The sequence below is a fragment of the Mycobacterium europaeum genome, from assembly GCF_034555895.2.
GTDB classification, from domain to species: domain Bacteria; phylum Actinomycetota; class Actinomycetes; order Mycobacteriales; family Mycobacteriaceae; genus Mycobacterium; species Mycobacterium europaeum.
Genome location: NZ_CP157315.1, coordinates 956,542 through 970,380 on the forward strand (window position 1 = coordinate 956,542; position 13,839 = coordinate 970,380).

The window sequence follows — 13,839 nt, forward strand, 5'->3', positions numbered from 1 at the left end:
TGGAGTCCCGCCATGACGACGCTTGACTACCCGGTGTGGCTGCGGGTGGACCACTGGCTCAATGTCCTGTTTCTGACGCTGCTCCTTCGCAGTGGAATGGAAATCCTCGCCACCCATCCGAAGCTGTATGGGCACGACGACAGCAAACCCGGCACTGAATGGGCGCGCTTCACCCGCAAAGTCATGCCACGTGATCGGCTATACGACACCCTCGACGAAGAAGAGGACTATCACCCGGTCATCGCGCTACCCGGCCATGCCCAACTGGGCATCGGACGGCACTGGCACTTCATCTCCGTCATCGGCTGGATCCTGCTGGGGCTGTCGTACTACATCCTGCTTTTCGCGACCGGCCAATGGCACCGGTATTGGCCGTATTCCTGGTCCATCTTCTCCGAGGCATGGAACGACATCGTCACCTATATGTCATTCAACCTGCCGCCGCTGCTGCCCGGTGAGCCCCTGGACGCCATTCAAAAGCTGACCTACGCCGGCGTCGTTTTCATTCTCGCGCCATTCCAGATCCTGACGGGGGCGGCACAGTCACCGGCGATCGAGGCGCGGTTTCCGTGGTACGTGCAAATGTGGGGTGGCCGCCAGAAAGCGCGCAGTCTGCATTTCCTCGGGCTGGTCGCTTTCATCGTCTTCATCGCAATCCATCTGTCGATGATCTTCTTCTGGGGCTGGGGCCGGCTCACCGCCTTGATGATCTTCGGTTCCGTGCGCAACGCCTATTGGGCGACGGCGCTGTCGTTCGGGATCATCGGTGCCATCATCGCCATCCACTGGGCCGCCACCAGCTGGAGTCATCACAGTCCGCGGTCGGTGCAGCGCGTACTCGGGGCAGTGACCACCGGTGCCCGGCTGCTGCTGCTGCGCCCGCTGAACTCCCGGCAGAATTACCCGCAGAGCAAAATCTCCGAACAACACCGAGTCAACGGCAAGCCACCGACGAGCATCGGCTTCAAAGTGATGGCCGCGCACAACTTCGTCGACTGGCGACTGCGGGTGGGTGGGCTCGTCGAGAACCCGGTGACTTTGGATCTGGCCGCGCTGCGGTCCCTGGCCGAGCCCGAGACGCAGTGCGTCATGCACAACTGCGTGCAGGGCTGGACCAGCATCGCCGAATGGAAGGGCCTGCACCTGGGCCGACTCGTGGAGTTGGTGCGGCCCCTGCCCCAGGCAAAGTACATCTGCTTCCTCAGCATGCAAGACAACAGCACCGACGAACCGGCCTCGCACGGGGGCGGCCAGTTCTACGAGGTCATCGATCTGGAGTTCGCGCGCAAGCCGCAGACACTACTGGCATACGAAATGAACGGGGTGCCGTTACCGATCAAGCATGGCGCGCCGTTGCGGCTACGGGTCGAGACACAGGTGGGCTTCAAGATGACCAAATGGATCAACCAGATCGAGTTCGTCGAGGACTTCGCCGGCATCGGCTTTGGCACTGGAGGCTGGCGCGAGGATCGCGTCTTCTACGACAAGGACGTGGAGATCTGAGATGACCGACATGACCGAGGCGGCTGGAAAGCAGGCTCAGTCGCGGCCCGAGCTGATCGATTTGGACCCCGCGGCGCGTCAGCGGGTGCTGGAACTGATCGCCGTCAAAGGGGGGCATTGTGAGGCCTGCGGCGCCACCGACTTCACCGTCGGCGATGCGATGATCATGGGCTTTCTGTTTTTGGACGAGGACGCCGACGCCTACCTGGTGGCACTGACCTGCCGCAACCCCGAGTGCCCTAAACCCAGGACCGCGATCCGCTTGTCCGGCAAGGATTTTCTGTCCGAGGAGCAGCAGGCTTGCGCGATGTCACTGAGGTCCTCGATCGCCTGACACAAGCTATGCGCGACCGAGACGCCGCCATCTCGTCGCGCGCCGCTGCCGACCATCGGCGCGGCCGTTCTCCCAAACCGTGAGATCGGGACGCGCCAGCTTGAATCTTTCGATCAGGGGCGAGACCGCTCGCAACTCGTCACACAGCGATTGGAATCGGCGTTCGTCGGCGTCGTCCAGCAGGCCACTGGACATGTAGTGCGCCATGCGTGGCAACCGCCCGGCGAGTGCGGTTCCCCACCGGACGCTCAGGTCGTAGATGTCTTCGTCTCCGAACACGTCGTCCGCCAGCTTCTGGTCGCCGAGTTCCCTGAGCCTGCGGAGTTGCTCCGTGAGGAACTCGAGGTCGTCGTCGATGCTCACCCGCAGAGGACTTTCCGGTGCCGCGCTCATGGGGCCCTCCTTTTCCGCCGTACCACGTCTGGGACCGCTCTCGCCGGTGAATACCCTGCGCCGGCTTCCCTACAACATGCGGCGCGGCGACGAAAGATGCATCATGCAACAGTTGCATACGCTGATTGTTTACAGGGTATCTACAGGAGGCGATACGCGCATTCCCAGCGTATGAGGTGCGAACCCGGGAACCCCTGAATGACGAGTAGCATGCACCGCTTCTCGGTGGGCTGCGATCGGTTCCAGGCCAGGTGGGAGGTGTTGCATGGCAATGGATTTCGGCATGCTCCCACCGGAGATCAATTCGACTCGGATGTATATCGGCCCGGGCTCGGGGCCGATGTTGGCGGCGGCCGCCGCCTGGGACGACCTAGCGGCTCAACTGAACGCCACGGCGGCGAGCCAATCCTCGGTCGTCTCGGGATTGACGGCGGAGTGGCGCGGTTCCACCTCGGAGACCATGGTGGCCGCTACGGCGCCTTACACGGCGTGGATGAGTGGCGCGGCAAGCCGGGCCGAGCTGACGGCCGGCCAGGCCAGAGCCGCGGCCGCCGCTTACGAGGCCGCATTTGCGGCAACGGTGCCGCCGGCGTCGGTTGCGGCGAACCGTGCTCGGCTGCTGGCGCTGATCGCGACGAACTTCTTCGGTCAGAACACCCCGGCGATCATGGCCACCCAGGCCGAGTACCTGGAGATGTGGGCGCAGGATGCTGCCGCCATGTACGGGTATGCGGGGTCCTCGGCGGCCGCCGCGCTCGTTACCTCATTCGATCCGCCGCCCCAGACAACCAACCAGGCCGGTGCCGCGGGCCAGGCCGCGGCGGTCAGTCAGGCCACGAGCGCGGCGGCCGGCGCGCAGGCGACGCACCTGCCGCAGCTGATAGCGGCGACGCCGCAGGCCCTGCAAACCCTCGCCGCACCCATGCAGTCCGCGGCGCCGGCAGCGGCAGCCGATCCGCCATCACTGTTTTCGGCGCTCGACGGTTTCATCACGGGCCCGTTGTCCCCGGCGTCGCTGTTCACGATTCCCGGCGTTCCTTACCTTCTGGGCATACAGAGTTATCTGACGCCCCAGGCCGCCGCGAACTTGACCAGCGCGTCAGAGAATTACTCCAAAGCCCTGGCCAAGGCGGGTACCGCGGGAGTTCGCTTGGTCAGCGCACCGGTATCGGCGGGAGTCGGCCGCGCGGGCTTGATCGGCGGATTATCCGTGCCGCAGGGGTGGGCCTCGGCCGCGCCCGAGATCCGGACGATTGCCGCGACATTGCCCCAGAGCAGCCTCAGCGCCGCTCCAGCGGCTCTCGCGTCCGACGGCCAGGGCAGCCTGGTCGGCAACATGGCCTTGTCCGGGTTGGCCGGCCGTGCAATTGGTGGAACCGGCGGGGCCGCGGCCCGTTCCGCTGGCATGGGCGGCGCCACCCCCGCCCCCGCGGAGGCCACCACAGCCAACATTTTCGTGATCCACGAGGCGGCCGAATGATGACGACCTGTGCGACGTCACTGCCGGCGGCCGATGCCGCCAGGTCCCTCCAAGCGAATTGAGGAGGCCAGCAATGGATTACGGGGTGTTACCACCGGAGATCAATTCCGAGCGCATGTACGCGGGCCCCGGATCGGGATCGATGTTGACCGCGGCTGCGGCGTGGGATGAGCTTGCCGCGGAACTGCGTTCGATCGCGGCCTCCTATTCCTCAGTGATCTCGGGACTGACCACTGCGTGGCTGGGTCCTTCGTCGGCGAGGATGGCCGCCGCTGCCGCGCCGTACGCGGCATGGTTGAACGCGACGGCAGCGCAAGCCGAACAGAGCGGAATCCAAGCCAGGGCGGCGGCGGGGGCCTACGAGGCCGCCTTCGCGGCCACCGTACCGCCGCCCGTGATCGAAACGAACCGCGCTGAGCTCGAGTCGCTAATCACCACAAACACTTTCGGTCAGAACACCGCGGCGATCGCGGCGAACGAAGCCCGATACGCCCGCATGTGGGCCCAGGATGCGGCAGCGATGTACGGCTATGCCGGTCAATCGGCAGCGGCCGCCGCACTGACGCCGTTCGATCCGCCCGCGCAAAATACCAACCCGGCCGGCACCGCGGGGCAGACCGCCGCCGTGAGCCAGGTTGCCGGCACCTCGGCCGGAACGAATAGCCAGGCCGTTTTGTCCCAGCTGACGTCCGCCACACCGAGCGCGCTGCGAAGTCTTGCGGCCCCCGCCGCGGTGAATCCGCCGTCGGCGTCCTCCCTGGCAAGTTTGCTCAGCAGCCTGGATTCCTCTCCGTTGGCGAAACTGGCAGGCAACGTCGAGCTGATACCGAAGGCAGTCCTGCCGGCCAACGACGTGCTGATCAGTACCATCATGGGATTAGTGATCGGCGCGCGGCATCTGGGCGATCTGACGGTCGCGGTGAAGGCCGCCACACCAGGTCTAGCGGCCGGACTGGGCTCAGCCGCACCGGCATTGGGATCGACGGTGTCGGCCACCGTCGGCCAAGCCGGCTTGGTGGGCGGATTGGCCGTTCCGCCGAGTTGGGCCGTCGCAACCCCGGCGATCAGGACAGTCGCCGCAGTGTTGTCGGGTACGTCCGAGGGCGCCGTCGCGGCGGCCACCGTGAGCGAGGGAAGCTTTTTCAGCGGTCTGGCGGTGGCGGGCATGGCCGGGGGTGCGCTCGGTGCCGCCCTTCCCCGCGCCCTACCTGGCGTCGGCGTCAAAGGGCGCAATCAGCCTGTCCAGGACGGGGCAAGCCTCAAAGACAGTGACTCGCCGGAGAACCTGCAACGGGTGGTGGCCGACATGGCCGAAAATCCGGGCAGTGTCCAGCACTGGCATACCGATCCCGACCACCTCGACGGCTTGCTGGACGAACTGCGAAAGAAACCGGGCACGCACGCGGTACACGTGAAGAATGGCAAGCCCCGAATTGCGCTACCCCACCAGTAAACGGCGCCATCCCGCAATTACCGCGCGGATGCGACGGCACTTCTTCTTCCCCGTCGATCAGTGGGTTCGTCATCGGACAACCAGTTGCCGACCGAGGCGCAGGCAATCATTCGGCGGCAGGAGTTGGGGAGGTATGGGCTGGTCCGCGATAAAGTTCGGCGCGCCTGGGGTATTCGGACCAAGCAGGAATGTGTGGGCCACTAGCGAAACCGGGTGATGCGATGAGCGACCTCTTACAACAGCTATACGACGGGTGGCACCCAGCGCTCTACGCGGCCATCAAGGCGCTGGCGCTGTTCCTCACCGCTGCAGCGGCTTTCCGACTGACGCTGCGGCGCACCATCGCTGAATTCACGCCGTTCGATTGGGTCACGGCTGTCGCAGTGGGCGCCATCGTGGGACGAACCGCGACGTCAGCCGGGACCGCATGGCTGACTGGGGCCGCCGCACTGCTGACATTGATCGCCGCACATGACACTGTCGCGCGTCTGCGGTTCATTCCGTGGGTGCGCAGACTTGTTGATCCACCGATACGGGTGCTCATCCGCGACGGACAACTCGATGAGCGGAACCTATTCCGTTGCAGACTAACTCGCGAGGACATGGATGCCATCTTGCGCCAGCACGGGCATCGAACGCCCGCCGACGTCCACCTCGCGCTGTTCGAGACCAAGGGAGTGGTCTCGGTCTTCGAACATCCCGGCACATCACAACCGTCGGCGTAGTGTCGGTATCTTGCGATCGGCCCGATGCGCGGGTTGAGCTTCGGAAGGGCATGGTGGCAGCGGCTAAGGCAGACGTCTTGTCCCTCACCGCATTCGAAGTCGGTCTGTTCGGCTGGATGGCCGACGGACTGGCCGGCGAATGTCTGGCTGATCCGGCGAGGCATCAAGGAGGCGATGTAGCCGGCTTCCGGCCAGCGGCCGTCGCCGATACCCGATGACGGGTCAGGCCGAGACGGGCTTCTTCGCAGGCGCGGAAACCTTCATCAGCTTCATCAGGTTGCCGCCCATGATCTTGGCGATGTCCGCCTCGTCGAAGTCGGTGAGCTCGTCGACGAAGGAGATCGGGTCCTTCAGGCCCTCGGGGTGCGGCCAGTCGGAACCGAAGAGCACCCGGTCGGTGCCGACCATCTTGACGATCTCGGTGAACCGGTCCTCCCAGAACGGGGTGATGTAGACACAGCGCTTGAACGCCTCGACCGGGTCTTCGCTGAAGGACTGGGGCATCTTCTTGTAGACGCCCTTGAGGCCCTTGAACAGGTCGGGCACCCAGTCCGCGCCGTTCTCGATCGACAGGATCCGCAGCTCGGGGTTGCGGGACAACGCGCCATGGCACACCAGCGCGCCCATCGCGTCCAGGATCGGGCGGTGGCCCATCGCGAAGCTGCGGAACGCGGTCGGCTTGAACGGCAGGAACTCGTCGCCGGGTTCCCACACGTTCGCGAATTCGGAGTAGCCGCTGTCCGAGGCGTGCATCGAGACCGGGATCTCGGCCTTGATGCAGGCCTGCCAGAACGGATCGAACTCCTCGAGACCGAACGACCGGCTGCCCTTGAAGCCCGGCACGGGCGCGGGGCGGACCAGCACGGTGCGGGCGCCGCGCTCCAGGCACCATTCGAGTTCCTCGAGCGCGCGCTCGACGATGGGAAGCGTGATGACCGGGGTGGCGAAGATGCGGTCCTGGTAGTTGAACGACCACTGCTCGTGCATCCATTGGTTGAGCGCGTGGATGACGTCGTGGGTCATCTCAGGGTCGTCCTTCATGCGCTCCTCGACCAGGCTGGCCAGGGTCGGGAACATCAGGGCGTAGTCGATGCCGAGCTCGTCCATCACCTCCAGCCGCGCGCCCGGTTCGCGGAAGGCGGGGATGGCCTTCATCGGCTCGCCGAGGATTTCGCGGTAGGTCTTGCCCTGCGCGCCGTTGCGGAAGTAGTCCTCCTGGGCGCCGGGGCGCGCCACCACCTCGAACGTCGGGTTGGGGATGTACTCGCTGATGTGGCCCCGCACCACGATCTTGGTGCGACCGCGGACCTGCACGTAGTCGATGACGTGCTTGCGGTTGTCCGGCAGGAACTTGGTCAGCGCCTCCTGCGGTTCGTACATGTGGTTGTCCGCGTCGAACACGGGGAAGGAAAGTTCGCGAGACGGCATGGCGATCTCCTCGGGAGAAGTCTTGGATTCTCTGCACGTGGTAATGACGTTACCACTTTCGCCTACCAAGGTGTACCGGCGTCTCAGGGGGTCGCGCGCAGGCCGGCCGTCGGCGTCTCTCCGTTGATGACGGCGAAATTGACGGTCGCCGTCGCGACGAGTTCGTCGTCGCCGTCGCCGTAGATGTCCACCTGCATCACCATCGCCCGCCGTCCGGACCGCAGCATTCGGGGCACCGCATACGCGCAGCCCTGCCGGATGGGGCGCAGGTAACGGATGAACAGGTCGGCGGTCGTCATCGTGGTGCCCGGCTGCAAGTGCTCCAGACCGAACTGCCCTCCCGCCACGTCGACGAGCGTCGCGATCAAGCCGCCCTGCAGCGCGCCGGACGTGTTGACGACGGCCGGACTGACGGGCATCGTCATCGCGAACTCGCCAGCGCGGGTGCCCGGCCGCATGCCGATCTGGGCGAACAGGTCGGTCAGCGAGGGGGTGGACGATTCCTCATCGGTCTCGCGGATGCCGAGGGCGCGGCTGCAGAAGTCGTACAGTTGGCCCGCGTCGACGGGCGCTCCGTTCAATTCCGTTCCCAGCCAATGCAATCGCTGTGCGCCCATCACCGTCTGCATGACGATCGCGGCCGCCGCGCCGACGTCGACCCCCGGGTTGAAGACCCCCTCGGTGATGCCCTGCCCGACGATGTCGCGGATGAGCTGATGCAACGGGGAGAGCACGCGGGCGTAGTCGCGGGGGCGGGTCTCGGCCAGGTGCTGGTTGTAGAGCGTCAATGCGCGATTGAGGCTGTCCTGGGTGCTCGATTCCGGCTGCTGGCTGATGCGGTCGATGACGAGTTTCAACGCCGCGGTGCTGTCCAGCCCCTGGGTTTCGGCACGCCAGGCCTCCACCGAGTGGGCGATGGTCCGGTCGAACAGCGCCAGCAGCAATTCGTCCTTGCTGCTGAAATGCTGGTAGAAGGCGCGCAGCGACGTCTTCGAGCGGGCGACGACCTCCTGCACCGTGAAATCGGTGCGCCCGGTTTCGCCCAGGATCTCGACGGCTGTCTTGATGAACCGGTCGCCGCGCGTCACTTCGGCGTCGTCGCCAAGGTCGGTCATGAGCGCGTGGTCCTTCCTGGGCGCGGTATGCGGTTGAGAACGAGGTTACCGCGCGGTGCTGAAGGCGTTCATGCCTCGGGGCAGAAGATGCCGAGTATCTGTCGGTGTCTCCGCGACGATTACGGCGAGACCGCGATGGACTTGGTTTCCAGGTAGCTGTCGATGCCCTCGGGCCCCAACTCGCGACCGTAGCCGCTGCCCTTGACGCCGCCGAAGGGAGCGAACGGGTCCATGGTGTAGCCCTGGTTGATTCCGAGGGTTCCGCTGCGCACCCGCGCTGCGATCGACAGAGCCCGGTCGGTGTCCGCTGTCCAGACGGAACCGGCAAGGCCGTAGTCGGAGTCGTTGGCGATGGCCACCGCGTCGTCCTCGTCGCGGTAAGGGATGACGGTGATCACCGGGCCGAAGATCTCTTCGCGCGCGATGCGCATGCTGTTGGCGGTGGAGGCGAACAGGGTGGGCGCGACATACCAGCCGCGGTCGAGCCCGTCCGGCATTGCGGTCCCGCCGGTGACGAGTTGTGCGCCTTCGTCCCGGCCGATCTGGATGTAGTCGCGCACGCGCTGCTGTTGGCGGCGGGACACCAGCGGGCCCAGCTGGGTGTCCGGATCGCTGGGATCGCCCACCCGCAGGGTGGTCATCTCCGCGGCCAGAGCTTCGACATACTCGTCGTGGCGGTGATGGGGGACCAGTACGCGGGTCAACGCGTTGCAGATTTGGCCACTGTTGGACAGGCTCGCCGAGCGCACGCCGGCCGCGACCGCCTCGGGTGCCGCGTCATCGAGGACGATCGCGGCCGATTTCCCGCCGAGCTCGAGACTGACCTTGGTGAGGTTCGCCGCGCAGGCGGCCGCGACGGCCCGACCCGCCACCGTCGAGCCGGTGAACGACACCTTGTCCACGCCGGGGTGGGACACCAGGAGTTCACCGACCGCACTGTCACCGGGTAGGACGCTGACCACGCCCCGGGGCAGGTCGGCCTGGTCGAGCATCTCAGCCAAAAGTAATGCGTTCAAAGGGGATTCGGGAGCGGGCTTGAGCACGACGGAGCAGCCGGCGAGCAGCGCGGGCACCAATTTGGTGGTGATGAGGAACTGGGGCATGTTCCACGGCACGATCGCGGCGACCACGCCGACCGGTTCCTTGTGCACGTGGACGTCGGCGCCGAAGAAGCCGCGGCGGGTCTCCCGCCAGGAGTGCCGCTCGGCGAGGTCGCAAAATGCGCGCATCATCATCGCCGGCAAGCCGACTTGGGCGCGCTGGGCGAAGGTGATCGGGGCGCCGATCTCGGCCGAGATGACGCCGGCCATCTCCGCACGCCGACCGTCGTAGACGTCGACGAGTCGACGAACCGACGCGATCCGTTCGGCGGGATCGGTTCGGCCCCAGGGCCCCGCATCCAGCGCTGCGTGTGCGGCCCCGACCGCAGCTTCGACGTCGGCCGGACCGGCGGCGGCCACTTCGGCGATGGGTTCCTCGGTGTGCGGGGAGATGACCTCGAATGGTTCTGCGTGCGCCAGCACGGAAGGGCTCGACGCAATTCGCGACCCATGGTCCTGCTCCATCGAAGACTCCCGTCGGCAATATCAACTACTTGTGATTATGCGGTCGAGCATATACCGTCGGCCTCGACGCAGTACCACGGAATCGCTGAAACACCGCCGCCGCGTGGCCATTCGGAGGAACCGCCCGTCGGACGGCCCGGTGAGATCGGACAGGAGCGCTCATGGCTCGATTCCCCAAGCCGCCGGAGGGCAGCTGGACGCAGCACTACCCCGAGTTGGGAACCGGGCCGGTCTCGTACGAGGATTCCATCAGCCCGGAGATCCACGAGCTGGAGCGCGAGGCCATCTTCAAGCGCGCCTGGCTCAATGTTGGTCGCGTCGAACAACTCTCGCGTACGGGCAGCTACTTCACCAAGGAGCTCAAGGCCGTCAACACCTCGATCATCCTGGTGCGCACGAAATCCGGGGAGTTCAAGGCGTACCACAACGTGTGCCGCCACCGGGGCAACAAGCTGGTATGGAACGACATGCCGCTCGAGGAGACCAGCGGTGTGTGCCGCCAGTTCACCTGCAAGTACCACGCGTGGCGGTACGACCTGGACGGCAACTTGACGTTCATACAGCAGGAGGAGGAGTTCTTCGACCTCGACAAGAGTCGCTACGGATTGGTACCGGTGCATTGCGACATCTGGGAAGGCTTCATCTTCGTCAACTTCGCCAGGGAACCCGAACAGCCGCTGCGGGAATTCCTCGGACCGATGGTCACCGCGCTGGAGGGATATCCGTTCGACAAGATGACGTCGCGCTGGTGTTACCGCTCGGAGGTGAAGGCGAACTGGAAGCTCTACATGGACGCGTTCCAGGAGTTCTATCACGCGCCGGTGCTGCACGCGAACCAGTCGCCGACCGCGTACTCAAAGGCGGCCGCCGAGGCCGGATTTGAGGCCCCGCACTACCGATTGGAAGGCCCGCACCGGTTGGTGAGCACCTCCGGGGTGCGGGCGTGGGAGATGTCGGCGGAGATGCGCAAGCCGATCGAGGACATCTGCCAGAGCGGCCTCTTCGGTCCCTGGGGCAAACCGGACCTGGGGGAGATGCCCGCCGGGCTGAACCCGGCGAAATGCGATCCATGGGGGCTGGACTCCTTCCAGCTGTTCCCCAACTTCGTGATGCTGTTCTGGGGTCAGGGCTGGTATCTGACCTATCACTACTGGCCGACCTCCTTCAACTCCCACATCTTCGAGGGAACGTTGTATTTCCCCGAGCCGCGCACTCCGCGCGAGCGTGTCGCCCAGGAACTCGCGGCCGTCTCGTTCAAGGAGTACGGCCTGCAAGACGCCAACACGCTGGAGGCGACGCAGAGCATGATCGAGTCGCGGGTGGTCGATCGATTCCTACTCAACGACCAGGAAATCCTGCTGCGGCACTTGCATAAGGAGACCGCGGCGTGGATCGATCAATACCGTCGGACCTCGACGGCGGGGGTGTGACCGCGGTGTCCTCCATGCTGCCCACCGAGTTCGCCGACCTCGAGCAGTTCACGGACTGGTGCCTGCCTTCCGAGCCGGAGCGCTATGCCAAGAGGCTGGCGAGCACCATGGCCGAGATGAAGGCGTTTTACGACGCGATCACGCCCCGGGCGGAAGAGGCCCTGAGTTACTGCGACAAGTTCTCCCTCGACGACCTGCCCGATGACGTCCTGAATCTGATGCACCTGCTGTATTCGATGATCATGGTGTCCTTTCCGGTGGAGTGCTGGAAGCAGCCTCGGGTGCCCGACTCCGGTGCGTCCACGCTGGATTGCGTGTCCGAGCCCGTTCCATGACCACCGTCCTGCGGGCGGCGCGGTGGGCCGACGTGGTCGGCGGCCAGGTTCGCTCACCGGCCGTGGTGGTGGTCGAGGGTGAGCGTATCGCCGCCGTCAATCCCGAAGGCGGCGTGCCGGATTCGGCCACCGTCATCGACCTGGGAGACGTGACGCTGCTGCCGGGCCTGATGGACATGGAACTCAACCTGCTGATCGGCGGGCCCGGCGGACCCGAGGGTCTGCCGTCACCGATGCACGGTGTCCAAGACGACCCCGCCTATCGCACCTTGCGCGGCGCGGTCAATGCGCGCACCACGCTGGAGGCGGGTTTCACCACCGTGCGCAACCTGGGTTTGATGGTCAAGACGGGCGGCTACCTGCTCGACGTTGCGCTGCAGCGCGCCATCGACCAGGGCTGGCACGCCGGCCCGCGGATCTACCCCGCCGGTCACGCCGTCACTCCGTACGGCGGGCACCTGGACCCGACGGTGTTCCAGCGACTCGCCCCGGGAATCATGCCGCTGTCGATAGCGGAGGGCATCGCCAACGGCGTCCCGGACGTGATCGCCTGCGTTCGCTACCAGATTCGCCACGGGGCCAAGCTGATCAAGGTCTCGGCGTCGGGCGGGGTGATGTCCCACAGCACGGCCCCGGGCGCCCAGCAATACTCCGACGCGGAATTCGCCGCGATCGCCGACGAAGCCCACCGCGCTGGGGTGCGGGTGGCCGCGCACGCCGTCGGCGACACCGCGATCCAAGCCTGCATCCGCGCCGGGATCGACTGCATCGAACACGGATTTCTGGCCAGTGACGAGACGATCCAGATGATGGTCGATCACGGCACCTTCCTGGTCTCCACCACGTACCTGACCGAGGCGATGGCGGTCGACCGGATCGCACCGGAGCTACGCAGGAAGGCCGAAGAGGTGTTTCCGCGCGCCAAGGCCATGCTGCCCAAGGCCATCGCCGCCGGAGTACGGATCGCCTGCGGCACCGACGCGCCCGCGATCCCGCACGGCCAGAACGCCAAGGAGCTCGGCGCGCTGGTAAAGCGTGGCATGAGTCCCATGCAGGCGATCCGGTCGGCGACCTTGGTGGCGGCCGAGCTCATCGAAGCCGACGGCGAGCTCGGCCGGCTCGCCCCCGGCTACCTCGCCGACATCATCGCCGTGCCCGGCGATCCCGCTCAGGACATCGACACCACACTGGAGGTGTCATTCGTCATGAAGGGCGGCCAGATCTACAAGCAGGGAGCCGAGCATGGAACTCACCGATAACCTCCTGTGGCTGCTCAAGCAGGCGTTCTACTATTCGCTGACCACGATCAACGACGCGATGCGGGTGCACGGTGTCAGCACCGCCCAGATCGGTGTGTTGCGCCAACTCGCCAACGAACCGGGCCTGTCCGGCGCCGAACTCGCGCGCCGCCTGCTGATCAGCCCGCAGGGGGTGCAGCTCGCCCTGACCTCCCTGGAACGCCGCGGCCTGGTGGAGAGAAAACGAGACCCCCAGCACGGCCGCATCCTGCAGGCCTACCTCACCGGCGAGGGGCGCAACGTCGCCGCGACGGTCGTCACCGACGCGATCGCCGCGCACGAGAAGGTGTTCGGCGTCCTCAGCGTTCAGGAGCAACAAACCCTGCGTGAGCTGCTCGGCCGCGTCGTCGAAAAGGGCACCGGCCATGAGCTTTTCAATGACCACGTCGAGAACTAGGGCAAGTCTCTAGTACTTGATATCAATGGCAAGTACTTGATACTGTTCGGGGGATGTCAGAACCCACAGCGGCCACCGGGGCGGGGCCGCGCGATACCGACGGGGTCGTGACCGAGGAAGTGACCATAGAGCTGGACCGGCGCGCCACCACGGTGGCCTACAGTGCGGGCGACACCCTGCTGCAGACGGCCCGCATGGCCGGCTTGGCGGCGCCATCGTCGTGCGAAACCGGTTCCTGCGCAACGTGCATGGCGCGTCTGACGCACGGGAGCGCGCGGATGCTCAACAATGACGCACTCGACGACGAGGAGGTCGACGACGGCTGGGTGCTGACCTGCCAGGCCCTGCCGACCAGCAGGACCGTGCGGGTGGTCTACGAGTGA

Annotated in this window: 13 protein-coding genes and 1 pseudogene; 10 read left to right on the forward strand and 4 right to left on the reverse strand. The window is 65.7% G+C overall.

Annotated features, from left to right (window positions below):
• Positions 1-12: 12 nt before the first annotated feature.
• Positions 13-1,503, forward strand: coding sequence for a molybdopterin-dependent oxidoreductase (locus U8D42_RS04660; protein WP_085239141.1), 1,491 nt, complete (start codon positions 13-15; stop codon positions 1,501-1,503).
• A gap of 10 nt (positions 1,504-1,513) precedes the next feature.
• Positions 1,514-1,837, forward strand: coding sequence for a hypothetical protein (locus U8D42_RS04665; RefSeq protein WP_322859472.1), 324 nt, complete (start codon positions 1,514-1,516; stop codon positions 1,835-1,837).
• 6 nt (positions 1,838-1,843) lie between these two features.
• Here the strand turns inward: U8D42_RS04665 and U8D42_RS04670 are convergent, their stop codons facing one another.
• Entirely contained in the window at positions 1,844-2,230 is a 387-nt protein-coding gene (locus tag U8D42_RS04670) for a hypothetical protein (protein WP_322859063.1), read from the reverse strand.
• Positions 2,231-2,501: 271 nt separating this feature from the next.
• Here U8D42_RS04670 and U8D42_RS04675 point away from each other — a divergent pair, with 271 nt between their 5' ends.
• The 3 genes from U8D42_RS04675 (at position 2,502) to U8D42_RS04685 (ending at position 5,888) form a co-directional block, all read left to right on the forward strand.
• Positions 2,502-3,710 (forward strand): PPE family protein, encoded by a 1,209-nt coding sequence (locus U8D42_RS04675; RefSeq protein ID WP_322859471.1) that lies wholly within the window; start codon positions 2,502-2,504, stop codon positions 3,708-3,710.
• A 73-nt stretch (positions 3,711-3,783) separates the two neighbouring features.
• A complete protein-coding gene (locus U8D42_RS04680) occupies positions 3,784-5,163 on the forward strand; it encodes a PPE family protein (protein ID WP_322859062.1) in 1,380 nt (459 codons plus the stop codon).
• A gap of 221 nt (positions 5,164-5,384) precedes the next feature.
• The gene (locus U8D42_RS04685) at positions 5,385-5,888 is read left to right on the forward strand and encodes a DUF421 domain-containing protein (RefSeq protein WP_085239137.1); all 504 of its coding nucleotides are present in this window, start codon (positions 5,385-5,387) and stop codon (positions 5,886-5,888) included.
• Positions 5,889-6,110: 222 nt separating this feature from the next.
• Here the strand turns inward: U8D42_RS04685 and U8D42_RS04690 are convergent, their stop codons facing one another.
• From U8D42_RS04690 to U8D42_RS04700, 3 genes are all read right to left on the reverse strand, one after another.
• Positions 6,111-7,316, reverse strand: a complete 1,206-nt coding sequence (locus U8D42_RS04690; protein ID WP_085239136.1) for an amidohydrolase family protein — start codon at positions 7,314-7,316, stop codon at positions 6,111-6,113.
• 83 nt (positions 7,317-7,399) lie between these two features.
• Positions 7,400-8,431, reverse strand: a complete 1,032-nt coding sequence (locus U8D42_RS04695; RefSeq protein ID WP_322859061.1) for a hotdog fold thioesterase — start codon at positions 8,429-8,431, stop codon at positions 7,400-7,402.
• A 119-nt stretch (positions 8,432-8,550) separates the two neighbouring features.
• A complete protein-coding gene (locus U8D42_RS04700; protein ID WP_322859060.1) occupies positions 8,551-9,996 on the reverse strand; it encodes an aldehyde dehydrogenase in 1,446 nt (481 codons plus the stop codon).
• Positions 9,997-10,157: 161 nt separating this feature from the next.
• Between U8D42_RS04700 and U8D42_RS04705 the strand changes: the two genes are divergently transcribed.
• The 5 genes and pseudogenes from U8D42_RS04705 to U8D42_RS04725 all read left to right on the forward strand — a co-directional run.
• Positions 10,158-11,426 carry an aromatic ring-hydroxylating oxygenase subunit alpha gene (locus U8D42_RS04705; RefSeq protein ID WP_322859059.1) on the forward strand — a complete coding sequence of 423 codons (1,269 nt, stop codon included), beginning with the start codon at positions 10,158-10,160 and terminating at the stop codon, positions 11,424-11,426.
• 14 nt (positions 11,427-11,440) lie between these two features.
• Entirely contained in the window at positions 11,441-11,761 is a 321-nt protein-coding gene (locus tag U8D42_RS04710) for a hypothetical protein (RefSeq protein ID WP_322859470.1), read from the forward strand.
• Positions 11,758-13,020 carry a metal-dependent hydrolase family protein gene (locus U8D42_RS04715; protein ID WP_322859058.1) on the forward strand — a complete coding sequence of 421 codons (1,263 nt, stop codon included), beginning with the start codon at positions 11,758-11,760 and terminating at the stop codon, positions 13,018-13,020. Before U8D42_RS04710 ends, U8D42_RS04715 begins: the two co-directional genes overlap by 4 nt.
• Positions 13,004-13,456, forward strand: a complete 453-nt coding sequence (locus U8D42_RS04720) for a MarR family winged helix-turn-helix transcriptional regulator (protein WP_085239131.1) — start codon at positions 13,004-13,006, stop codon at positions 13,454-13,456. The genes U8D42_RS04715 and U8D42_RS04720 overlap by 17 nt, the downstream gene beginning before the upstream one ends.
• Before the next feature lie 116 nt (positions 13,457-13,572).
• Positions 13,573-13,839, forward strand: a pseudogene (locus U8D42_RS04725) (2Fe-2S iron-sulfur cluster-binding protein); the annotation flags it as partial.

Excerpts from the sequence above, each read along its gene's own strand:
- U8D42_RS04660 (WP_085239141.1), top strand. The coding sequence starts at position 13 with ATGACGACGCTTGACTACCCGGTGTGGCTGCGGGTGGACCACTGGCTC.
- U8D42_RS04665 (WP_322859472.1), top strand. The coding sequence starts at position 1,514 with ATGACCGAGGCGGCTGGAAAGCAGGCTCAGTCGCGGCCCGAGCTGATC.
- U8D42_RS04670 (WP_322859063.1), bottom strand. The coding sequence starts at position 2,230 with ATGAGCGCGGCACCGGAAAGTCCTCTGCGGGTGAGCATCGACGACGAC.
- U8D42_RS04675 (WP_322859471.1), top strand. The coding sequence starts at position 2,502 with ATGGATTTCGGCATGCTCCCACCGGAGATCAATTCGACTCGGATGTAT.
- U8D42_RS04680 (WP_322859062.1), top strand. The coding sequence starts at position 3,784 with ATGGATTACGGGGTGTTACCACCGGAGATCAATTCCGAGCGCATGTAC.
- U8D42_RS04685 (WP_085239137.1), top strand. The coding sequence starts at position 5,385 with ATGAGCGACCTCTTACAACAGCTATACGACGGGTGGCACCCAGCGCTC.
- U8D42_RS04690 (WP_085239136.1), bottom strand. The coding sequence starts at position 7,316 with ATGCCGTCTCGCGAACTTTCCTTCCCCGTGTTCGACGCGGACAACCAC.
- U8D42_RS04695 (WP_322859061.1), bottom strand. The coding sequence starts at position 8,431 with ATGACCGACCTTGGCGACGACGCCGAAGTGACGCGCGGCGACCGGTTC.
- U8D42_RS04700 (WP_322859060.1), bottom strand. The coding sequence starts at position 9,996 with ATGGAGCAGGACCATGGGTCGCGAATTGCGTCGAGCCCTTCCGTGCTG.
- U8D42_RS04705 (WP_322859059.1), top strand. The coding sequence starts at position 10,158 with ATGGCTCGATTCCCCAAGCCGCCGGAGGGCAGCTGGACGCAGCACTAC.
- U8D42_RS04710 (WP_322859470.1), top strand. The coding sequence starts at position 11,441 with ATGCTGCCCACCGAGTTCGCCGACCTCGAGCAGTTCACGGACTGGTGC.
- U8D42_RS04715 (WP_322859058.1), top strand. The coding sequence starts at position 11,758 with ATGACCACCGTCCTGCGGGCGGCGCGGTGGGCCGACGTGGTCGGCGGC.
- U8D42_RS04720 (WP_085239131.1), top strand. The coding sequence starts at position 13,004 with ATGGAACTCACCGATAACCTCCTGTGGCTGCTCAAGCAGGCGTTCTAC.